We start from the raw sequence: 20,225 nt of genomic DNA on the forward strand, positions 1-20,225 counted from the left end.
CCATTACCCCCACGACCCGACACCGCCTGGCTCCCGGCACCACCAGAACCCCCCGAACCCCCACGGCTGCCATCAATCAACCCCGAGGCATCAAACCCATTACCGCCACCGGCACCAGCACCACCCACACCACCGGCCGAACCATTACCCCCACGACCCGACACCGCCTGGCTCCCGTCACCGCCAGCCCCGCCCGAACCGCCCGCGCCACCATCACCGCCGTCACCACCGGCGCCGCCGCCGCCGCCGTCCTGGCCATTGCGGGCGGTCCCGCCGCCGTTAAGACCACCGACACCGTCACCGCCGTCGGCCGCGGTGCCGGCGTCCCCGCCGTCACCGCCGATACCGCCGATGCCGTGGGCGCCGGCATTGTCGAACAGGAACAGGATCCGGCCGACCCCGGCGGCACCCCCGGCCCCGCCGGCCCCGCCGGCACCGCCGTCTCCGGCGCTGCCGCCGGCTTCCCCGGCTCCCCCGGCGATGACCGCGTCGCGGCCACGGGCACCGTTGCCGCCGGCGCCGCCTGCTGCGGCCGACCCGCCGGCACCACCTGAGCCGCCGGTGCCGACGACCCAGCTGCCCGCACCGCCCCGACCACCGGTTCCGCCGTTGCCACCGACTCCGCCGCTGGTGCCGGATTGGCCCGCAGTCAAGCCGTCGGCACCCCGGATACCGGCCAGCCCGAGCCCTCCGCCACCGCCCGATCCGCCGTTTCCGAGGATCGACAGAAATCCGGTGCTGCCGCCGTTACCCCCGCCGCCGCCATTTCCGCCGGCGCCGGTCGCTGCCCCGCCGATGCCGCCGTTGCCGCCATCGCCGCTGATCAGACCGCCCGAACCGCCGTCACCGCCGGCGCCGCCGTCGGCCGCGGCCACGCCGTCACCGCCGTTGCCGCCGTACCCGAACCAGCCCGCCGAGCCGCCGTTGCCGCCGTTCCAGCCGTTGCCGCCGTTACCGATCAGCCCGCCGTTGCCGCCGGTGCACGCGGCAGTCCCGGTGCATGTGGTGGCCGTCCACGAATAGCCGTTACCGATGAGGATGCCGCCGTTGGGATGCTCGGCCGTGCCGTCGCCGAACAGCCAGAAGTCGCCGAACGGCGTCGCCACGATCGCCGACGTCACGATGGTCGGCACCGTCGGCACCGTCGGGACCGTCGGCGCTGCGACCGGTCGCACCCGCACCGGTGGCGTCGGGGGGTCTATCGACGTGCCGACTTCACGGCGCACGAACCCCAACTCGGCCCACGCCAACGGTGCCAGCGCCGGAGTGCCCCGTCCACCGCCGCGCGGCTGTGCGCCGGTGCGCGATGCCCCGGCGGCAGCCACCCGCGCCGCCGACGGCGGGGGTCCGCCTACTGCGTCCGCGGCGTCCACGGCATCCGCCGCGGCTGCTCGGGTCCGGCCCGGCCTACCCGAGCGGGTAGACCTCTCCCGCGGCTTCGCGTCCTGCGCGGCACCCGATGCGGGCCCCGAGGTGGAATTCGACCCGGATTGGGCGCCGGGACCGGCGGTGTCGGCAAATGCCACCCCCGGCAGCGACGCGACCGCGGCACCCAGGCCCAGGGCGACCGCCGCGGCGCTCACCCGACCCAGGTGCAGGGAAGCTTTGAGCCGGTCCGAAGCGCCTGATGAGCCCATCGGGTCCCCTCCTCAACGCTTCGCCTGGCGCAGACCCTCGGTTCAGGACCACGGTTCAGTTTCGCCCAGTGTAGGTTGCCGGCAAATGAAACAGGCCAGGCCCGTCGGCCTGACCTGTTTGCGGTGGAGCTGCCGGGAATCGAACCCGGGTCCTACGGCATTCCCTCGAGGCTTCTCCGTGCGCAGTTCGCTGTGCCTCTACTCGGATCTCCCGGTCACGCGAACAAGCCGGGGATGACGATCCCAGTCGCTGTGAGTGTCCCGATCAGTCCCGCGACCGAACTAACCGGTGGATCCCTCTAGCTGATGCCAGGGTCCGGGCCGAGGGCCTTCCCGGTCTGACAGACTCACCGTCGCTTAGGCAGCGAGGGCGTAGTCGCGCTGATTGGAATCGGCGCTTAATTGGTTGCATCGACGCTTACGGTGGTCTCTTGCCTGCACCGGCACGCTTCCCTTGATTCGATGCGCGAAGTCGAAACCTTTCAGCCCCTCGCATCACAGCCGATGGCTTCGGCCGCTGACCTCATGGTACGCGGGTACAACGACAGACCGATACCCGATCATTCCGGGCCTGCGGAAAAGCCCCTCGACGGTGCGGATTACGACGCCCGCACGGCGTGTCCCCGTACGAAACCGCACCGTCGCGGGGGGTCAGATCACGTAGGCGAGGTTCTCCACGATCCGCCTGCCGACCTCCGCGTCCCCGCCGTAGTCGATGCCCTGCGGCCGGTCGGCCAGCAGGGGGCGGCCCCCGCCCAGCCGGCTGAACTGCAGGCCATCCACGGCGATGGTGACCGTCGGCTCCGCACCGCCGAAGTCCTCGACCACCGCCGCACGGCCGTCGACCGCGACCCGGATCTCCCGCGCCGCCGGACCGGTGAGCTTCAGCAGCACCCGCGAACCCTCCGGCGCCTGCCCCTTCTTGCCCACCACGAAACCCATGCTCGAGTTCATCTCGTCGAGGGCGAGCACGGTGTCAGCCCCGGACAACCCGGAATCCGAGGCCGGCCGGGCGACCGCCTCGCGGATGTCGTGCTCGTGCATCCAGCAGTCGAACACCCGCACCCGCATGAACCGGCCGTAGCTGTCCGGGCCGGCGGGGGTGAATCCGACCGCATCCCACTCCCGGGCATCCATCGCCGACAGCGCCGCCCGCCGCCCCGCGATGACTTCACGAAACGTCGCCAGCAGCTGCGCCGGGGACTCGTCGCGAAGATGCTCGATCCAGCGCTCGTTGAGCGCTCCGATCTCGTTGCGGACGTGATCGCGCTCGGCGACGGTGGCGCCGGACTCCGGCGTCGGCACACCGGACAGCATCATCTCGGCGCCGACGATATGGGCGACGACGTCGTGCACGGTCCAGCCGGGAAGCGAGGTGGGACGTCGCCAGTCGTCATCGGAGAGTCCGGACAGCAGCGCGTCCAGGGAGTCCCAGGACGCGAATAATCCTCCGAGCACCTCGTTCTTGTCCAGGAGGGTCCGGGGACGATCAGCAGCGGCCATCGAAACGATGCTAGTGGACCTCGTCAGGTCTTGCCCTTGGCGCGGCGGCCCAGTGCGCGGATGACCTCGCGCTGGGCGTCCCGGCGGGCCAGGTCCTGGCGTTTGTCGCGGGCCTGCTTGCCCCGGGCCAACGCCAGTTCCACCTTGACCTTGCCGTCGGCGAAGTACAGCGACAGCGGCACCAGGGTGAGATTGCCGTCGCGGATCTTGCCGACCAGGGTGTCGATCTGACGCCGGTGCAACAGCAGTTTGCGGTTGCGCCGCGGCTCGTGATTGGTCCACGAGCCGTGGTGGTACTCGGGGATGTGCAGATTGCGCAGCCAGACCTCGCCGTCATCGATGGTGGCGAAGGACTCGGCCATCGACGCCTGTCCCTCGCGCAGGCTTTTCACCTCGGTACCGGTGAGCACCACGCCGGCTTCGAAGACCTCCTCGATGGCGAAGTTGTGCCGCGCCTTGCGGTTGGTCGCGATGACCTTGCGACCGCCGTTCTTCCCGCCGTCAGACGACTTCCGCGACGCCGCCTTCTTGGACACGGCTACTTCCGCACATACAGCCGCAGCGTGACGTAGGCGGTGATCGCCGCCATCGTGACACCGACGGCGAACATGATCGGCGCGATATAAAGGATGTCGGCATAGTCGATCCGGGCTATCAGGCCCGCCTGATAGAACTGGCGCAGGGCGTTCTCCAGGAACAGCGCGCGCACCACGATCAAGCCGAGGATCGCGAGCACGACACCGATCGTCGCCGCCAGCACCGCTTCTAGCAGGAACGGCAGCTGGGTGTACCACCGGGTCGCACCCACCATCCGCATGATGCCGATCTCGGTGCGCCTGGTGTAGGCCGCGACCTGAACCATGTTGGCGATCAACAGGATCGCGCTGATCGCCTGCACGATCGCGATCGCGAACGCCGCCCGGGACAGACCGTCCAGGATCGCGAAGAGCCGGTCGATCAGATCCTTCTGGTTGAGCACGTTGAGCACACCGGGCTGGCCCTGCATCGCGGAGTCGAAGTCCTGGTGCCGTTCGGGGTTGTCGAGTTTGACGATGAACGAGGCCGGGAAGGCGTCCTTGCTGGCGACGTCCTTGTACTCCGGGAATTTCGTCACCGCGTCGTTGTAGGCGTCGTCGCGGTTGAGGAAGCGCACGCTCTTGACGTCGTCGCGCGACTCGATCGTCGCCCGAAGCGCCTTGCACGGCTCTCCGTCGCAGGTGAGGTCGGTGGCCGAGATGTCGTTGTTGAGGAAGACCTGGCTTTCCACCCGGTCGAGGTAGATGCTGCGGGACTGGTTGGCCAGCTGGATCACCAGCAGGCCGCCGCCGAACAGCCCGATCGAGATGGCCGTGGTCAGGATCATCGCGATCGTCATGGTGACGTTGCGGCGCAGACCGGTGACGACCTCGTTGACGAGGAACCCGAAACGCATTTAGCGGTCCATCCCGTAGACGCCGCGCTGCTCGTCGCGAACCAGCCGGCCCAGTGACAACTCGACGACCCGCTGGCGCATCGAATCGACGACGTGGTGGTCGTGGGTGGCCATCAGCACGGTGGTGCCGGTGCGGTTGATCCGGTCCAGCAGGTCCACGATGTCCTGGCTGGTCTCCGGATCGAGGTTGCCGGTCGGCTCGTCGGCCAGCAGCACCAGCGGCCGGTTGACGAAGGCGCGGGCGATCGCCACCCGCTGCTGCTCGCCTCCGGACAGTTCGGCGGGCAGCCGGTTGGTCTTGCCCGACAACCCGACCATGTCCAGAACCTCGGGCACCACGTCCTTGATGGTGTCGGGTTTCTTGCCGATCACCTCCAGCGCGAAGGCCACGTTCTCGAAAACCGTCTTCTGCTGCAGCAGCCGGAAATCCTGGAAGACGCACCCGACGACCTGGCGCAGCTTGGGGATCTGGCGGCCCGGCAGCTTGTTGACGTGGAACTTCGAGATCTGGACCTCACCGGAGTTGGGGGTCTCCTCGGCGAGCAGCAGGCGCATGAAGGTGGACTTCCCCGAACCCGACGGCCCGATCAGGAAGACGAACTCGCCCTTGTCGATCTTGACGCTGACGTTGTCGAGCGCCGGCCGCGCCGCGGACTTGTATTGCTTGGTGACGTGGTCGACGGTGATCATCACGACAGGGGAGTCTAGCCGGGTGCCCGCACCGGCTCCGGCGCCGGCGAGACCGGTGCGGATGTCCTGGTCGGAGTCACCGGCGCCGCAGACGGCGGCCCGGAGGGGGTCGGGGTGGCCGTCGGGGAGCCCCCGGTGGGCGGCGCACCCAACGACTCCTCGGTGGTGGCCTCGGCCGTCTTGTCCGGGGTCTCCGGTGCCGTCGTCGGACTGGTGGTCGGCGTCGTCGTGCGCACGTCGGTGCGGGGCACCCAGGTGTAGGCCGGGTCGGGCACGAAGCCCGGCGGCACCACGTCGGTGGCCGGGATCTGTTCGGGAGGGGCGGGCGGGGGTTCGTAGGTCTCATAGACCCACCACACGCCGGCGAACACGATGAGCAGCGCGACCGTCGACGTCCGGATGCGACCGCCCAGCAGATAACCCGGCCATCCGCGACCGGCGGTGTCGTGTTCGAGGCGCATCAGCCCACCGGTTCCTGGGTCTGCAGCGTCGTTCCCTCCGGGGTCGTCACCGCGGTCACGAAGCCGGCCCGGTTCAGCGCCGCCACCACCAGCAGGCGCAGCCGGCGGTTCACCTCGAACTGCTTTCCGGGCAGCGTCTTGGCCACCATCCTCAGGTTGACCGTGTCGACCTCGATGCGCTCCACCCCCATCAGCTCGGGCTTGTCCAGCAGAAGCGACCCGATCTCGCGGTCTTCCGTCGCCTCCTCGCAGACCCCGCGCAGCACCTCGTGGACCTTCACCAGATCGGCTCCGGGGGGCACCGGGATCTCGATCACCGCCCGCGCCCACTCCTTGGACAGGTTGAGCGTCTTCATGATCTGGCCGTTGGCGATGGTGTACAGCTCACCCTCGGCGGTGCGCAGCTTGGTGACCCGCAGCGTCACCTCCTCGACGTGACCCATCGCATCACCACTGGTTCCCATGGTGACCTCGATCAGATCGCCGATGCCGTACTGCTTCTCGGTGATGATGAAAAAGCCGCTCAGCAGGTCCTGCACCAGACGCTGGGCGCCGAACCCCAGCGCCGCGCCGAGCACCGCCGCCGGCGCCACCAGGGAGCCGACCGGGATGGCCAGGGTGGCAGTGATCTGCACGGTCACCAGGACAACCAGCAGGGCGATCGCCAGATAGGAGATCACCGACGCGACGGCCTGGCGATGCTTGGCGCTCTCCGAGCGGACCAGTTCGTCGCTGCGCTGAAAGCGGGTGTCGATGCGGCGGCTCACCCAGTGCGCGGCCCAGTTGATGAACCTGGCCGCCAGCAGTCCACCGACCAGCAGCAGGGTGATCCGCAGCCCACGGGTCAGGATCCAATCGCCGTAGTCCCCGCGCCAGAACTCTTCCCAGCGCTGGGTGAAGGGATTGGCCAGAAGCTCAGTGGTCAAAGTCAGTCGTCATCTCGTCGGTTACGCCACCGGATTCCCGCTTCCAGGAATCCGTCGATATCCCCGTCCAGGACCGCCGCCGGATTGCCGACCTCGTAGTCGGTTCGCAGATCCTTGACCATCTGGTAGGGGTGCAGAACGTAGGACCGCATCTGGTTGCCCCAGGAGCTGCCGCCGTCTCCCTTGAGCGCGTCGAGTTCGGCGCGCTCCTCGGAGCGCTTGCGTTCCAGCAGCTTGGCCTGGAGCACCCGCATCGCAGACACCTTGTTCTGCAACTGCGACTTCTCGTTCTGGCAGGTCACCACGATACCGGTCGGGATGTGGGTGAGTCGAACCGCCGAATCGGTGGTGTTGACCGACTGCCCTCCCGGCCCGCTGGAGCGGTAGACGTCCACGCGGACGTCGGACTCGGGAATATCGATGTGGTCGGTGGTGTCGACCACCGGCAGCACCTCGACCTCCGCGAAGGACGTCTGCCGGCGACTCTGGTTGTCGAACGGGCTGATCCGCACCAGCCGGTGGGTGCCCTGCTCGACCGACAGCGTGCCGTAGGCATACGGCGCGTGCACCGCGAAGGTCGCGCTTTTGATGCCGGCCTCCTCGGCGTAGGAGGTGTCGAAGATCTCGACGGGATAGTCGTGTTGCTCAGCCCACCGGACATACATCCGCATCAGCATCTCGGCCCAGTCCGCGGCATCCACTCCGCCGGCCCCGGAGCGGATGGTGACCAGCGCCTCACGCTCGTCGTACTCGCCGGACAGCAGCGTCCGGACCTCCATCGCCTCGACGTCGGTCTGCAGCGACGCCAGTTCGGAATCGGCCTCCGCGAGCGCCGAGGCGCCCTCCGTACCGCCCTCCTCGGCGGCCAGCTCGTAGAGCACCGGCAGATCGTCGAGTCGGCGGCGCAGGTCCTCGACGCGGCGCAACTCGCCCTGGGCGTGCGAGAGCTCGCTGGTGACCCGCTGCGCCCGCGCCTGGTCGTCCCACAGTTTCGGATCGGCGGCATCCTGCTCCAGCTTGCCGATCCGGGTGCGCATGGCCTCGATGTCGAGGACTCGCTCGACCGTGGTCAGCGTGGCGTCCAGGGCGTCAATGTCGGACTGGCGGTCGAGGTCCACGAGATCTCAGGTTACCGTCGCGGTTACCATCGCCAGCATGCGTCCTTACTACGTCGCGATCGTCGGCGCGGGGCCCTCGGGCTATTTCGCCGCCGCGTCGCTACTGAAGTTCGCTGACTCCTCGGTCTCCCAAGAGGGCCCCGACGTGCGCATCGACATGCTTGAAATGCTTCCCACTCCTTGGGGTTTGGTCCGCTCCGGGGTGGCACCCGACCACCCGAAGATCAAGTCGGTCAGTCGGACCTTCGAGCAGACCGCCTCAGATCCCCGGTTCCGGTTCTTCGGCAACATCACCGTCGGGCAGCACGTCTCCGCTGACGAGTTGGCCCAGCGCTACGACGCGGTCGTCTACGCCGTGGGCACCCAGTCCGACCGGCCGCTGGGGATCCCCGGCGAGGAGTTGCCGGGCAGCATCGCCGCGGTGGATTTCGTCGGCTGGTACAACGCCCACCCGCACTTCGTCGACATGGAACCCGACATCTCCACCGGACGTGCGGTCGTCATCGGCAACGGCAATGTGGCCATCGACGTCGCCCGCATCCTGGTCACCGATCCCGAGGTGCTGGGGGCCACCGACATCGCCGACCACGCGCTGGAGTCGCTGCACGAGCGTGGCGTCGCCGAAGTGGTCATCGTCGGCCGCCGCGGCCCGCTGCAGGCGGCGTTCACCACCCTCGAACTCCGCGAACTGGGTGAGCTCGACGGCGTCGAAGTCGTCGTCGACCCCGACGACTTCGCCGGGATCACCGACGAGGACGTCGCCGCCGCGGGCAAGATCGTCACCGGCAACATCAAGGTGCTGCGCGGCTACGCACAGCAGACGACCGGGGCTGAACCCCGGGAGGGCCTGCGCCGCATCGTTTTCCGCTTCTGCGCCTCGCCGATCGAGATCAGGGGTGCCGAGTGCGTCGAGGAGATCGTGCTGGGCCGCAACGAACTCGTCACCGAGGACGGCCGGACGGTCGCCCGCGACACCGGCGAGCGCGAGACCCTGCCGGCGCAGCTGGTGGTGCGCGCGGTCGGCTACCGCGGGGTGGCCATCCCCGGGTTGCCGTTCGACGACGCCGGCGGCACCATCCCGCACGAGTCCGGCCGTGTCGTCGGCCGCACCAACGACTACGTGGCCGGCTGGATCAAGCGGGGCCCCTCGGGAGTGATCGGCACCAACAAGAAGGACTCGCAGGACACCGTCGACACCCTGCTGGCCGATCTGGCGGCGGCGGACCTGCGCGAGGTCGGCCCCGACCACGCCGGCGAGTTGGTGACCTGGCTGCTGGGGCGCCAGCCACTGCTGGTCAGCGACGACCACTGGCAGCTGATCGACACCCACGAGCGCTCGGCGGGCGAGCCGCACGGCCGGCCCCGGCGCAAGGTGGCCCGGGTGGCCGACCTGCTGCGGATCGCCCACGACTAGCCCCTGCGATCAGGGGCCGGGCGGCTCCGGCGGGGCGAAGAACCACTTGTCCGGGTTCTTCGGCGCGTACACCACCGGGATGAGCTGACCCATAGTCGGCCAGTTGGCGGTGTCGACCGCCATGCGCTGATAGACCACGTGCTCGTTGACCGTCGGACCGTTGATCACGCCGCTGATCGTGACGAACTGCTCACCCGCGGCGTCCGGACGCGGGCTCACGCCGGTCACCAGCAGGGTGCCGGGTGCCATCTCCCCGCGCGGCCCGCGGCGCATCAGCCGCGGCCCCAGCAGCAGCGCCAGCGCACCGAGGATGACCACGAGCGCCGCGAACTCCATCATGCGGCCACCATGACGCCATCCTAGGGGCGCCGTGGTAGGACTGCAGGCGTGGCTTCCGAGCGCATCGCGGACGACCTCGCGCTGGCTCTCGACCTGGCCGCCCGCGCCGACGCCATCACCGTTGCCCGATTCGGCGCGCTGGACCTGCGGATCAAGCAGAAGCCCGACCTGACCCCGGTGACCGACGCCGACGAGGCGGTCGAGGCGCAGCTGCGCGACGTCTTGGCCGCCACGCGGCCCGACGACGCGGTCCTCGGCGAGGAGCAGGGCGGGACGCCGGTGCTGCGCGGGCGCCAGTGGGCGATCGACCCGATCGACGGCACCAAGAACTTCGTGCGCGGCGTCCCGGTGTGGGCGAGTCTGATCGCGCTGTTGGACGACGGCGCGCCCGTCGTCGGGGTGGTCAGCGCGCCCGCGCTGAACCGGCGCTGGTGGGCGGCCCGCGGCCTGGGGGCCCACGTCGCCGTCGGCGCGAGTCCCCCCAGATCGCTGGCGGTGTCCGGGGTCGCCGACCTGGACTCGGCCAGCCTGTCGTTCTCCGAACTGTCGGGCTGGGCCGAGCGGGGCCGGCGCGAGGCGTTCCTGGCCCTGACCGACGCCGTGTGGCGGGTGCGGGCCTACGGCGACTTCTTCTCCTACTGCCTGGTGGCCGAGGGGGCGGTGGACATCGCGACCGAACCGGAGGTCAAGCTCTGGGACCTCGCCGCACTGGACATTCTGGTGCGCGAGGCCGGCGGGGCGTTCACCGACCTCGACGGCTCCCCGGGGCCGCACGGCGGCAGCGCGATCGCCACCAACGGCCTGCTCCACGGCGCCGTCCTGGCCCACCTGAGCGGCTAAAACGCTACCTTACTCCAGAGTAAGATACGCTGTTCCCATGGCCGGTCCCGCGCGCACGCCCAGCAGTCGCTCCCGCGAGAGCGCGGTCGGCGAGCATCGCCCCAAACGCTCCGTGCTCGACGTCGGGATGGGCCTGCTCACCCCCCTGCTCGGTCGCGAGTTCCTCGACCGCCGCGGCCTGCGCGACCCCCTCAACCGGGCGCTGAAATCCGGGGTCCGACACGGCTTCGCCGCCATCGGCGCCTCCACCCGGCAGTTCACCAGGATCCAGGGACTGGGCAAGCCGCCCACCCGGCTGGCCGGTGCGGGACCCCCCGGCGGCGCCGGGTACTTCGACCTCACCCCCGACGACGACCAGCGGATGATCGTCGAGACGGTCAGCGAGTTCGCCGAGGAGTTCCTGCGCCCCTCGGCCCGCGAGGCCGACGACGCCGCCGCCACGCCCGCCGGCCTGCTCGCCAAGGCCGCCGAGTTGGGGATCACCGCGATCAAGGTGCCCGAGGAGTTCGACGGGATCGCCGAGAACCGCACCACCGTCACCAACGCACTGGTGACCGAGGCGCTCGGCTACGGCGACATGGGCCTGGCACTGCCGATACTCGCCCCCGCCGGGGTGGCCTCCGCGCTGACCCTGTGGGGCAGCGCCGACCAGCAGGCGACCTACCTCGCCGAGTTCGCCGGCGACCGTGCGCCGCAGGGCTGCGTCGCGATCACCGAACCGCACCCGCTGTTCGACCCGACCGCGCTCAAAACCACCGCGGTGCGCACCCCGAGCGGCTACCGGCTCGACGGCGTCAAGTCCCTGGTGCCCGCCGCCGCCGACGCCGAATTGTTCGTCGTCGCAGCGCAACTCAACGGCAAGCCCGCGCTGTTCGTCGTCGAGTCCGACACCGCGGGAGTCACCGTCGCCGCCGACCGCAGCATGGGTCTGCGCGCCGCCGCGCTCGGACAGGTGAGCCTGGAGAAGGTGTCGGTGCCGCTCTCGGCCCGCCTCGGCGAGGACGGGGCCGCCGACGCCGACTACTCCGACGCGGTGGCGCTGTCCCGGCTGGGCTGGGCCGCGCTGGCCGTCGGCACCTGCCACGCGGTGCTCGACTACGTCGTGCCCTACGTCAAGGAGCGCGAGGCCTTCGGGGAACCGATCGCGCGCCGCCAGGCGGTGGCGTTCATGTGCGCCGACATCGCGATCGAACTCGACGGCCTGCGGCTGGTCACCTGGCGCGGGGCCGCCCGCGCCGACCAGGGGCTGCCCTTCGCCAGGGAAGCCGCCCTGGCCCGAAAGCTGGCCGCCGACAAGGGAATGCGCATCGGCCTGGACGGCGTGCAGCTGCTCGGCGGCCACGGGTACACCAAGGAACATCCGGTGGAGCGCTGGTACCGGGACCTTCGAGCTATCGGCGTCGCCGAGGGAGTGGTGGTTCTGTAAATGGCGATCAATCTCGAACTCCCCCGCAAGCTTGAAGCCGTCATCGGCATGGCGCACAAAGGCGCCGCGCAGATCCTGCGGCCGATCTCCCGCAAGTACGACCTGAACGAACACGCCTACCCCGTCGAACTCGACACCGTCGCCACCCTGTTCGAGGGCATGACCGCCGCCAAGACCATCTCCTTCGCCGGCACCGATGCCTTCCGCGACGCCGAGGACGGGCCGAAGGGAAACATCAACGGCGCCAACATGTCCGCGCTGCTCAACGCGTGCGAGATCGCCTGGGGTGACATCGCCCTGCTGCTTTCGGTGCCGCGGCAGGGCCTCGGCAACGCCGCCATCTCCGGCGTCGCCACCGACGAGCAACTGGCCCGGCTGGGCTCCGGCGTGTGGGCGGCGATGGCGATCACCGAACCGTCCTTCGGCTCGGACTCGGCGGCGGTGTCCACCACCGCGGTCCTCGACGGCGAGGACTACGTGATCAACGGCGAAAAGATCTACGTCACCGCCGGCGCGCGCGCCACCCACATCGTCGTGTGGGCGACGCTGGACCGCTCAAAGGGCCGGGCGGCCATCAAGTCCTTCGTCGTGCCCCGCGAGCATCCCGGCGTCACCGTCGAACGACTCGAGCACAAGCTGGGCATCAAGGCCTCCGACACCGCCGCGATCCGCTTCGACAACGTGCGCGTCCCCAAGGAGAACCTGCTCGGAAGTCCCGACATCGAGGTCGAGAAGGGCTTCGCGGGCGTGATGGAGACCTTCGACAACACCCGCCCGATCGTGGCGGCGATGGCCATCGGGGTCGCGCGCGCCGCCCTGGAGGAACTGCGCCGGATCCTCACCGAGGCCGGCGTGCAGATCAGCTACGACAAACCGGCACACGCCCAGAGTGCGGCCGCCGCGGAGTTCCTGCGGATGGAGGCGGACTGGGAGTCGGCCTACCTGCTGACCCTGCGCTCGGCGTGGCAGGCCGACAATGCGATCCCCAACTCCAAGGAAGCCTCGATGGGCAAGGCGAAGGCCGCCCGGGTGGCCAGCGACATCACCCTCAAGGCGGTTGAAATGGCAGGCACCACAGGATATTCCGAGCAGACGCTGCTGGAGAAGTGGGCCCGGGACTCCAAGATCCTCGACATCTTCGAGGGCACCCAGCAGATTCAGCTGCTGGTGGTCGCCCGCCGGCTGCTCGGGCTCACCTCGGCCGAACTGAAGTAGCCGCCGCGGGCCGACCGCCCACCGGCTAGCGTCAACGGTCATGGACTCCTTTCAGGCCCTGCTGGCACGCCAGGACGGCGACACGGTCACCGCGTCCATCGAGCCGCTCACCGCAGCCGACCTACCGCCCGGCGACGTCACCGTGCGGGTGGCCTACTCCAGCGTCAACTACAAGGACGCCCTTGCCCTCACACCCGGCGGTGGAGTGGTGCGCAGCTACCCGATCGTCCCCGGCATCGACCTGACCGGCGAGGTGGTCGAGTCGAACTCCCCGGACTTCGCCGTCGGCGATCAGGTGCTGGCGCACGGCTACGACATCGGCACCGGCCGGCACGGCGGCTACGCCGAGTACGCGCGACTGCCCGCCGAGCAGGTGGTCGCGCTGGGGGCGCTGAGCGCGCGGGAGGGCGCGGCGATCGGCACCGCGGGCTTCACTGCCGCGATGAGTGTGCAGGCGCTCCTGCGCCACGGGATCACACCCGGAGACGGCCCGGTGGTGGTCACCGGGGCCAGCGGCGGCGTCGGGTCAATCAGCGTCGACCTGCTCGCCGCGGCGGGCTTTCGGGTGGTGGCCTCCACCGGAAAGCCGGAGGCCGCCGCCCTGCTCGGCGAGCTGGGAGCCGCCGAGGTGATCGGCAGGCTGCCGGCCGATCCCGACGCCAAACCGCGCCCGCTGGCCAAGGCGCGCTGGGCGGGCGCGGTGGACTGCGTGGGCGGGGCGACCCTGGCCGACGTCCTCAGCACGCTCGAGTACGCCGGCGCGGTGGCGGCCAGCGGGCTGACCGGCGGCGCGGCGCTGCACACCACGGTGATGCCGTTCATTCTGCGCGGGGTGTCGCTGCTGGGCATCGACTCCGTCGCGCTGCCCATCGGGGCGCGCCGCGCGCTGTGGGAGCTGCTCGCCGGACCGCTCAAGCCGCCCCACCTGGACCGGCTGACCCACGAGGTCGACCTCGCGAACGTGATCGACGTGATCGACACCGTCCGCGCCGGCCGGTACACCGGCCGTGCGGTGGTGCGGGTCGCCGCGGGTTAGACCGCGCCGAGGACGCGCTGCAGGTCGGGCTTCATCGCCTGCAGTTCGCGGCCCCAGTAGGCCCAGTTGTGGGTGCCGTTGTTCGGGAAATTGAACACGCCGTTCTTCCCGCCGGCCGCGAGGTAGTTGTCGCGGAACGAGACGTTGGTGCGGATGGTCAGGCCCTCCAGGAAGGTGGCCGGCAGGTCGCCGCCGCCGAGCTCGTTGGGCTGACCGTTACCGCAGTACACCCACAGCCGGGTGTTGTTGGCGACCAGGCGCGGAATCTGCACCATCGGGTCGTTGCGCTGCCAGGCCGGATCGCTGGACGGGCCCCACATGTCCTGGGACTTGTAGCCGCCGGCGTCACCCATGGACAGGCCGATCAGCGACGGCCACCACCCCTCGGAGGGGTTGAGGAATCCCGACATCGAGCCCGCGTAGATGTACTGGTCCGGGTGAAAGGTCGCCAGGATCATCGACGCCGAGCCGGCCATCGACAGGCCGATCGCCGCGCTGCCGTTGGGCTTGACGCCACGGTTGGCGGCCAGCCAGGACGGTGCCTCCTGGGTCAGGAACGTCTCCCACTTGTAGGTCGAGCAGCCGGCCTTGCCGCACGCGGGGCGATACCAGTCGGCGTAGAAGCTGGACTGGCCACCGACCGGCATGGCGATCGACAGCCCGGAGTCCAGGTACCACTCGAACGCCTGGGTGTTGATGTCCCAGCCGTTGTAGTCGTCCTGCGCGCGCAGGCCGTCGAGCAGGTAGACCACCGGCGAGTTCGGGCCACCGCTCTGGAACTGGATCCGGATGTTGCGGCCCATGCTCGGCGAGGGCACGTCGAGGTACTCGACGGGCAGTCCGGGACGGGAGAACGCGTGCGCGGTGTCCGTACCGCCGCCCAAACCGACCAGGCCCGGAATCGTCGCTGCCGCGATCGCGGCAACCGTGATCCGTCGCGACCATGTACGCACGGTGTCCAAGACAGACTTCACCAACCCACCCCAGCTTTCTGTACCCCGGATTGTCGGATTGCAGCAATGAGTAAAGCACGGCGCAGCGACCCAGAGAAATCCGAATCGTTACCCCGTTGTGACCAAAGCCTTGTCGACGTGGCCAAACAAAACTAAAGTCATCTTCAGTTTTCGTCCCGTCGTCCGACCGCGCCGCCCCCGGGAGCACTCATGGAATCCTTCGTCCACCTGCGCAAAGGCACGACCCCCCGGCGTCTGCACGCCGATCTCAACGGTCTCAAGGACGACGAACTCGGCCGCGGCGGCTTCGTCGGCCGCACCGCCAACCTCTACCGGCGCCACGATCCGGTGGCCTACCGCGCGACCGGCCCGCTGCGACCGGTCGACGTGCTGGCCGGGGAGCTGAAACCGCCCGACGCCACCGACCCGGCCGGTGCCCCGCTGTTGCTGTTCTCCAACTCGGACTGCCGGGTCCTGCTCAGCCGGCGCACCGACGCGATGCCGTTTTACGTGCGGCACATCGACGGCGACCTGCTGTGCTTCGTGCACCAGGGCGCCGGCCGCGTGCAGACAGAGTTCGGTCCGCTGGACTACCGCGTCGGGGATTGGATCTACCTGCCCAAGGCCTGCACGTGGCGGCAGGTGCCGCTCACCGAGACCACCTGGCTGATGATCGAGGCATCCGACGAGTTCCGGACTCCGCCACCGGGCACCCTCGGGCGGCACTGGCCGTTCGACCCCTCGCAGGCCACCATTCCCGAGCCCGCACCGCTCGACGACGACGACGGCCCGCAGGCCGACGGGGAGTACGAGGTCCGGCTCTACCACCGTCCGGTCGACGGCGCGAGCGCCAGCGCGTTGTTCTACCGGCACAATCCGCTCGACGTCGAGGGCTGGCGCGGCGACAACTTTCCGTTCACCTTCAACGTCGAGGACTACAACGTCGTCACCTCCGACAGCGTGCACCTGCCCCCGATGGTGCATCTGTTCATGGAGGCGACCGGGGTGTACGTGTGCAACTTCCTGCCCCGGCCCGCCGAGACCAGGCCCGGCACCGAGCGCACGCCCTGGTATCACCGCAATGTCGACTTCGACGAGATCGCCTTCTTCCACGGCGGCTCGCTCTACGGCATCCCGATGCCGCCCGGCCTGATCAGCCACGCCCCGCAGGGCATCCACCACGGTGCGCCCGAGCGGGCGCGGGAGAGCACCCGCCGCAAGTTCAACGAGTTCACCACTGTGGACTGGCAGGTCATCGCGATCGACACCCGGCAGCGGCTGACGCCCTCGCCCGAGGTCCTCGCGAGCGACCTCGGCCAGCACGCATGACCAAGCACGCCTACGACCGGATCCCGTATCTGGTTGCCTTCCAGAATGATTCGGGTGTCCGCGACGTCTACGGCGGAGTCGCCGAAATGGTCGTGCTGGAGTGCTATCTGCTCAAACCGAGGGACGTCGCCAGCGACACCGTGCTGGTGTTCATGCACCCCATCGGCGGCGGGGCCTACCTGCCGATGGTCAACGCGCTGGCCCGCGCCGGTCACCATGTGATCTACGCCAACAGCCGCTACCGGGGAACCGACTCCGCGCTGCTGATGGAGAAGGTCGTCGAGGATCTCGGTGCGGCGATCAGGGACGCGCGCGAGCGGCTCGGCTACCGCAGGGTCGTGTTGGCCGGCTGGAGCGGCGGCGGCTCGCTGTCGCTGTTCTACCAGCAGCAGGCGCAACGCCCGACGGTCACGGCCAGCCCGTCCGGGGACGGCCCGGACCTCACCCGGCTCGGCTTGATCCCGGCCGACGGGGTCATGCTGCTGGCCGCCCACGTCAGCCGGCACGGCACCCTCGCCGAGTGGCTGGACGCCTCCATCCGCGACGAGGCGAACCCGCGCGACCGCGACCCCGAACTCGACCTCTACGACCCCGCCAACCCCAACCAGCCGCCCTACACCGCGGAGTTTCTCGAGCGCTACCGCGGAGCGCAGATCGAGCGCAACCGCCGGATCACCGCCTGGGTCAAGGCCACGCTGGCCGAGTTGAAGGCCGAGGGCCGCGCGGACGAGGAGTTCTGTTTCGTCGTGCACGGCACCATGGCCGATCCCCGCTGGCTGGATCCCGCCGTCGACCCCAACGAGCGCACACCGGGTACCTGCTATCTGGGTGATCCCCGCTGGGTCAACACCAGTCCGGTCGGCCTGGCCAGGTACTGCACGCTGCGCAGCTGGCTCTCGCAGTGGAGCTACGACGACGCCCACGGCGACGGCGTCGCCTGCGGGCGCGACGTCGCGGTGCCCACCCTGGTGATCGGCAACCGCGCCGACGACGCGTGCACGCCCAGCCACACCCGTCGGCTGTTCGAGGCAATCGGACACAGCGACAAGGAGATGCACGAAATCCCCGGCGCGACACACTATTACGCCGGCCCCGATCAGCGTGACGCACTCAATCAGGCCGTCGGCGTCATCAGTGACTGGCTCGACCGCCACGGATTGGCCGGGGCCGCGCCGTGACGACCGGTGCCCTCGACGGGATCAGGGTCATCGAAGTCGGCACGCTGATCTCCGGCCCGTTCGCAGGGCGCCTGCTCGGCGACATGGGTGCCGACGTCGTCAAGATCGAGCCGCCGGGTGCCCCGGACCCGCTGCGCACCTGGGGTCAGGCCGAGCTGCACGGCCACCACTTCTTCTGGACGGTGCACGCCCGCAACAAGCGGTCGGTGACTCTGGATCTGCGCCAGCCTCGCGGCCGCGAGATCTTTCTCGAGCTCGCCGAACGCAGCGACATCATCGTGGAGAACTTCCGGCCCGGCACGCTGGAGAAGTGGGACCTCGGCTACGACGTTCTGCGCCAACGCAACCCGGGCATCATCCTGGTCCGGGTGTCCGGCTACGGCCAGGACGGGCCCGATGCCCATAAGGCCGGCTATGCCTCGGTCGCCGAGGCGGCCAGCGGCCTGCGCCACATGAACGGATTCCCCGACGGGCCACCTCCCCGGCTGGCGCTGTCCCTGGGCGACAGCCTGGCGGGTATGTTCGCCGCCCTCGGCGCGCTGGCCGCGCTGTACCGGCGCACGGTGACCGGCGAGGGGCAGGTCGTCGACGCCGCGCTCACCGAGGCGTGCCTGGCCATCCAGGAGTCCACCATCCCCGACTACGACGTGGGCGGTGTGGTGCGCGGGCCGTCGGGCACCCGGCTGGAAGGCATCGCGCCGTCGAACATCTATCGCACCGCCGACGGCAGCTGGGTGGTCATCGCGGCCAACCAGGACACCGTCTTCCGGCGGCTGTGCGCGGCGATGGGCCGGCCCGAACTGGCTGACGACGACCGCTTCGTCGACCACGGCGCCCGCGGACGCAATCAGGACGTCCTCGACGCGATCATCGGCGAGTGGGCGGCGAGCCGCCAGCCGGCTGACGTCATCGGCACCCTCAGCGCGGCCGGGGTGATCGCCGGGCCGATCAACACCGTCGCCGAGGTGGTTCGCGACCCGCAGCTGAGGGCCCGCGACATGCTCGTGGAGCACTTCGACGAACGGGTGGGCCGCGACGTCCTCGGTCCCGGGGTGATCCCGAAGCTGTCGGCCACCCCGGGCACGGTGCGGCGCGCCGGTCCTCCGCGGCCGGGCTGCCACAACGCCGAGGTGTACGGCGAACTGCTCGGCCTGACTCCGGCACAGCTGGCCGAACTCACCGATCAGGGCGTGCTGTGAGCACGCCGGGCCACGTCACGATCCGCGAGGTCGCGATGCGCGACGGGCTGCAGATCGAAAGCCCGGTACCGCTTGCCGCCAAACTGGAGCTGCTCGACGCGATCGCCCGCACCGGCGTTCGGGAGGTCGAGGCCACCGCCTTCGTCTCCCCGTCGAAGGTGCCGGCGCTGGCCGACGCGGCGGAGGTGGCCGCGGCACTGGGTGACTACCCGCAGATCGAGTTCTCCGCGCTGGTGGCCAGCGCGGGCGGTGCCACGCGGGCGGTCGCCGCCGGGCTGCGCTCGCTGGAGTACGTCGTCTCCGCCGCCGACGGGCACAGCCGCGCCAACGTCGGGCGCACCAGCGCCGAGGCGTGCGCGCAGATCGCCGACGTCGCCGGGATCGCCCACGCCGCCGGGGCGAGCGTCGAAGTCATCATCGCCACCGCGTGGGACTGCCCGTTCGACGGACCCACCCCGCCCGAGCGGGTGCTCGACGTCATCGATGCCGCCTGCGAGCACGGCGCCGACCGGGTGGCCCTGGCCGACACCATCGGCACCGCCACTCCGGGGCGTGTCACCGCACTGGTCGACATGGTGCGACCGCGCATCGGCGAGCGGCCGCTGGGTGCGCACTTCCACAACACCCGCGGCGCCGGCCTGGCCAGCGCCTGGGCCGCGGTGACCGCCGGGGTGACCCGGCTGGACGCCTCGGTGGGCGGACTCGGCGGCTGCCCGTTCGCGCCGGGTGCCAGCGGGAACATCGCCACCGAGGATCTCGTGTACCTCCTGCGCGACAGCGGTGTGGGCGTCGACGTCGACCTGTCGGCGGCCATCGCGGCGGCCAAGGTCGCCCGATCGGTCGTCGGCCACGATCTTCCCGGCGCCCTGCTGCGGGCCGGCGACCGCCCTGACCCGGTAAACCCGCGATGACCCCGGGCCGGGCGCTGAGCACCAAGGGCCGCCAGACCCGGCAGGCCATCGAGGACTCCGCCCGGAAACTATTCGCCGAGCGGGGTTTTCACGGCACCACGCTGGCCGACATCACCTCGGCCGCCGGAAAGTCCCCCGCGGTGTTCTACCGCTATTTCACCGACAAGGAGGATCTGCTCGCCTCGCTGGCCGAGTCGTTCCTCGCCGACGTCACACCGCACCGCGTGCACCTTCCGGCCTCGCCGGCCGATACCCGTTACTTCGTCTCCGCCGTCAGCGGCTACTGGAACACCTTCAAGCAGAACATCGGCATCATGCTGGCCGTCGATCAGCTCGCCGCCACCGAAGCGCGTTTTGCCGCCGTGCAGAACGAATTCCGCCGCTTCGGCATGGACGTCGTCGCGGCGTCGGTGCACCGCGCTCAGCAGCAGGGCTACGCCGGCGGCCTCGACGCCGAGCGCACCGCGCTGGCCATCGCGCTGCTCTTCGAGCGCTTCACCACGGTGTGCCTGCGCCCCGACGCGGCCGCGCTGGGCACTCCGGTGTCCGACGCCGAAGCGGTCGACACGCTGTCAGCCATTTGGATGAGAACGCTCTACGGCCCACCGAGGAAGTGAC

General features: G+C 69.9%; 19 protein-coding genes, 1 other RNA gene and 1 pseudogene. 10 read left to right on the plus strand and 11 right to left on the minus strand.

Annotated features, from left to right (window positions below; all coding sequences use genetic code 11):
- The 9 genes and pseudogenes from ACKOB8_RS05810 to prfB all read right to left on the minus strand — a co-directional run.
- A pseudogene (locus tag ACKOB8_RS05810) lies at window positions 1–1,373 on the minus strand (hypothetical protein); the annotation flags it as partial.
- A gap of 385 nt (window positions 1,374–1,758) precedes the next feature.
- Window positions 1,759–2,127, minus strand: a transfer-messenger RNA (tmRNA) gene (ssrA, locus tag ACKOB8_RS05815).
- A gap of 161 nt (window positions 2,128–2,288) precedes the next feature.
- Complete coding sequence (locus ACKOB8_RS05820; RefSeq protein ID WP_526376269.1) at window positions 2,289–3,140, minus strand: maleylpyruvate isomerase family mycothiol-dependent enzyme; 852 nt, start codon at window positions 3,138–3,140, stop codon at window positions 2,289–2,291.
- A gap of 23 nt (window positions 3,141–3,163) precedes the next feature.
- Window positions 3,164–3,676, minus strand: coding sequence for an SsrA-binding protein SmpB (smpB, locus tag ACKOB8_RS05825; RefSeq protein ID WP_526376270.1), 513 nt, complete (start codon window positions 3,674–3,676; stop codon window positions 3,164–3,166).
- Between the two features lie 2 nt (window positions 3,677–3,678).
- Window positions 3,679–4,572, minus strand: a complete 894-nt coding sequence (ftsX, locus tag ACKOB8_RS05830) for a permease-like cell division protein FtsX (protein WP_526376271.1) — start codon at window positions 4,570–4,572, stop codon at window positions 3,679–3,681.
- Entirely contained in the window at window positions 4,573–5,262 is a 690-nt protein-coding gene (ftsE, locus tag ACKOB8_RS05835) for a cell division ATP-binding protein FtsE (RefSeq protein ID WP_526376342.1), read from the minus strand.
- Window positions 5,263–5,276: 14 nt separating this feature from the next.
- Window positions 5,277–5,723, minus strand: coding sequence for an Rv3103c family proline-rich protein (locus ACKOB8_RS05840; RefSeq protein WP_526376272.1), 447 nt, complete (start codon window positions 5,721–5,723; stop codon window positions 5,277–5,279).
- Window positions 5,723–6,649 carry a mechanosensitive ion channel family protein gene (locus ACKOB8_RS05845; RefSeq protein WP_526376273.1) on the minus strand — a complete coding sequence of 309 codons (927 nt, stop codon included), beginning with the start codon at window positions 6,647–6,649 and terminating at the stop codon, window positions 5,723–5,725. Before ACKOB8_RS05845 ends, ACKOB8_RS05840 begins: the two co-directional genes overlap by 1 nt.
- Window positions 6,650–6,651: 2 nt before the next feature.
- The gene (gene prfB, locus ACKOB8_RS05850; RefSeq protein WP_526376274.1) at window positions 6,652–7,767 is read right to left on the minus strand and encodes a peptide chain release factor 2; all 1,116 of its coding nucleotides are present in this window, start codon (window positions 7,765–7,767) and stop codon (window positions 6,652–6,654) included.
- A gap of 37 nt (window positions 7,768–7,804) precedes the next feature.
- Here prfB and ACKOB8_RS05855 point away from each other — a divergent pair, with 37 nt between their 5' ends.
- Window positions 7,805–9,181 carry an FAD-dependent oxidoreductase gene (locus ACKOB8_RS05855; RefSeq protein WP_526376275.1) on the plus strand — a complete coding sequence of 459 codons (1,377 nt, stop codon included), beginning with the start codon at window positions 7,805–7,807 and terminating at the stop codon, window positions 9,179–9,181.
- A gap of 9 nt (window positions 9,182–9,190) precedes the next feature.
- Here ACKOB8_RS05855 and ACKOB8_RS05860 read toward each other — a convergent pair whose 3' ends face one another.
- Window positions 9,191–9,520 carry a hypothetical protein gene (locus tag ACKOB8_RS05860; protein ID WP_526376276.1) on the minus strand — a complete coding sequence of 110 codons (330 nt, stop codon included), beginning with the start codon at window positions 9,518–9,520 and terminating at the stop codon, window positions 9,191–9,193.
- A gap of 48 nt (window positions 9,521–9,568) precedes the next feature.
- Between ACKOB8_RS05860 and hisN the strand changes: the two genes are divergently transcribed.
- Genes hisN through ACKOB8_RS05880 form a run of 4 tightly spaced genes read left to right on the plus strand, consistent with a single transcriptional unit; the run spans window position 9,569 to window position 14,037 of the window.
- Window positions 9,569–10,360, plus strand: a complete 792-nt coding sequence (hisN, locus tag ACKOB8_RS05865) for a histidinol-phosphatase (protein ID WP_526376277.1) — start codon at window positions 9,569–9,571, stop codon at window positions 10,358–10,360.
- A 37-nt stretch (window positions 10,361–10,397) separates the two neighbouring features.
- A complete protein-coding gene (locus ACKOB8_RS05870) occupies window positions 10,398–11,786 on the plus strand; it encodes an acyl-CoA dehydrogenase family protein (protein WP_526376278.1) in 1,389 nt (462 codons plus the stop codon).
- A complete protein-coding gene (locus tag ACKOB8_RS05875) occupies window positions 11,787–13,001 on the plus strand; it encodes an acyl-CoA dehydrogenase family protein (protein ID WP_526376279.1) in 1,215 nt (404 codons plus the stop codon).
- Window positions 13,002–13,041: 40 nt separating this feature from the next.
- Window positions 13,042–14,037, plus strand: a complete 996-nt coding sequence (locus tag ACKOB8_RS05880) for an oxidoreductase (protein WP_526376280.1) — start codon at window positions 13,042–13,044, stop codon at window positions 14,035–14,037.
- On the opposite strand, the gene ACKOB8_RS05885 is transcribed toward ACKOB8_RS05880, so the two are convergent.
- Window positions 14,034–15,011, minus strand: coding sequence for an alpha/beta hydrolase (locus ACKOB8_RS05885; RefSeq protein ID WP_526376281.1), 978 nt, complete (start codon window positions 15,009–15,011; stop codon window positions 14,034–14,036). The two genes, ACKOB8_RS05880 and ACKOB8_RS05885, sit on opposite strands and share 4 nt — an antisense overlap.
- Window positions 15,012–15,200: 189 nt before the next feature.
- Between ACKOB8_RS05885 and ACKOB8_RS05890 the strand changes: the two genes are divergently transcribed.
- From ACKOB8_RS05890 to ACKOB8_RS05910, 5 genes are read left to right on the plus strand one after another with little or no spacing between them, the layout of a single operon-like run.
- Complete coding sequence (locus ACKOB8_RS05890) at window positions 15,201–16,319, plus strand: homogentisate 1,2-dioxygenase (RefSeq protein WP_526376282.1); 1,119 nt, start codon at window positions 15,201–15,203, stop codon at window positions 16,317–16,319.
- The gene (locus ACKOB8_RS05895) at window positions 16,316–17,497 is read left to right on the plus strand and encodes an alpha/beta hydrolase (RefSeq protein ID WP_526376283.1); all 1,182 of its coding nucleotides are present in this window, start codon (window positions 16,316–16,318) and stop codon (window positions 17,495–17,497) included. The genes ACKOB8_RS05890 and ACKOB8_RS05895 overlap by 4 nt, the downstream gene beginning before the upstream one ends.
- Window positions 17,494–18,696, plus strand: a complete 1,203-nt coding sequence (locus ACKOB8_RS05900; protein WP_526376284.1) for a CaiB/BaiF CoA transferase family protein — start codon at window positions 17,494–17,496, stop codon at window positions 18,694–18,696. The genes ACKOB8_RS05895 and ACKOB8_RS05900 overlap by 4 nt, the downstream gene beginning before the upstream one ends.
- Entirely contained in the window at window positions 18,693–19,607 is a 915-nt protein-coding gene (locus ACKOB8_RS05905) for a hydroxymethylglutaryl-CoA lyase (RefSeq protein WP_526376285.1), read from the plus strand. Before ACKOB8_RS05900 ends, ACKOB8_RS05905 begins: the two co-directional genes overlap by 4 nt.
- Complete coding sequence (locus tag ACKOB8_RS05910; RefSeq protein ID WP_526376286.1) at window positions 19,604–20,224, plus strand: TetR/AcrR family transcriptional regulator; 621 nt, start codon at window positions 19,604–19,606, stop codon at window positions 20,222–20,224. Before ACKOB8_RS05905 ends, ACKOB8_RS05910 begins: the two co-directional genes overlap by 4 nt.
- Window position 20,225: the final 1 nt, after the last annotated feature.

It is taken from the genome of Mycobacterium sp. (genome assembly GCF_046091765.1).
Classification (GTDB): Bacteria; Actinomycetota; Actinomycetes; order Mycobacteriales; family Mycobacteriaceae; genus Mycobacterium.

Coding starts and splice junctions, on each gene's coding strand:
- ACKOB8_RS05820 (WP_526376269.1), bottom strand. CDS start 3,140: ATGGCCGCTGCTGATCGTCCCCGGACCCTCCTGGACAAGAACGAGGTG.
- ftsX (WP_526376271.1), bottom strand. CDS start 4,572: ATGCGTTTCGGGTTCCTCGTCAACGAGGTCGTCACCGGTCTGCGCCGC.
- ftsE (WP_526376342.1), bottom strand. CDS start 5,262: ATGATCACCGTCGACCACGTCACCAAGCAATACAAGTCCGCGGCGCGG.
- ACKOB8_RS05840 (WP_526376272.1), bottom strand. CDS start 5,723: ATGCGCCTCGAACACGACACCGCCGGTCGCGGATGGCCGGGTTATCTG.
- ACKOB8_RS05855 (WP_526376275.1), top strand. CDS start 7,805: ATGCGTCCTTACTACGTCGCGATCGTCGGCGCGGGGCCCTCGGGCTAT.
- ACKOB8_RS05860 (WP_526376276.1), bottom strand. CDS start 9,520: ATGATGGAGTTCGCGGCGCTCGTGGTCATCCTCGGTGCGCTGGCGCTG.
- ACKOB8_RS05870 (WP_526376278.1), top strand. CDS start 10,398: ATGGCCGGTCCCGCGCGCACGCCCAGCAGTCGCTCCCGCGAGAGCGCG.
- ACKOB8_RS05875 (WP_526376279.1), top strand. CDS start 11,787: ATGGCGATCAATCTCGAACTCCCCCGCAAGCTTGAAGCCGTCATCGGC.
- ACKOB8_RS05880 (WP_526376280.1), top strand. CDS start 13,042: ATGGACTCCTTTCAGGCCCTGCTGGCACGCCAGGACGGCGACACGGTC.
- ACKOB8_RS05890 (WP_526376282.1), top strand. CDS start 15,201: ATGGAATCCTTCGTCCACCTGCGCAAAGGCACGACCCCCCGGCGTCTG.
- ACKOB8_RS05895 (WP_526376283.1), top strand. CDS start 16,316: ATGACCAAGCACGCCTACGACCGGATCCCGTATCTGGTTGCCTTCCAG.
- ACKOB8_RS05910 (WP_526376286.1), top strand. CDS start 19,604: ATGACCCCGGGCCGGGCGCTGAGCACCAAGGGCCGCCAGACCCGGCAG.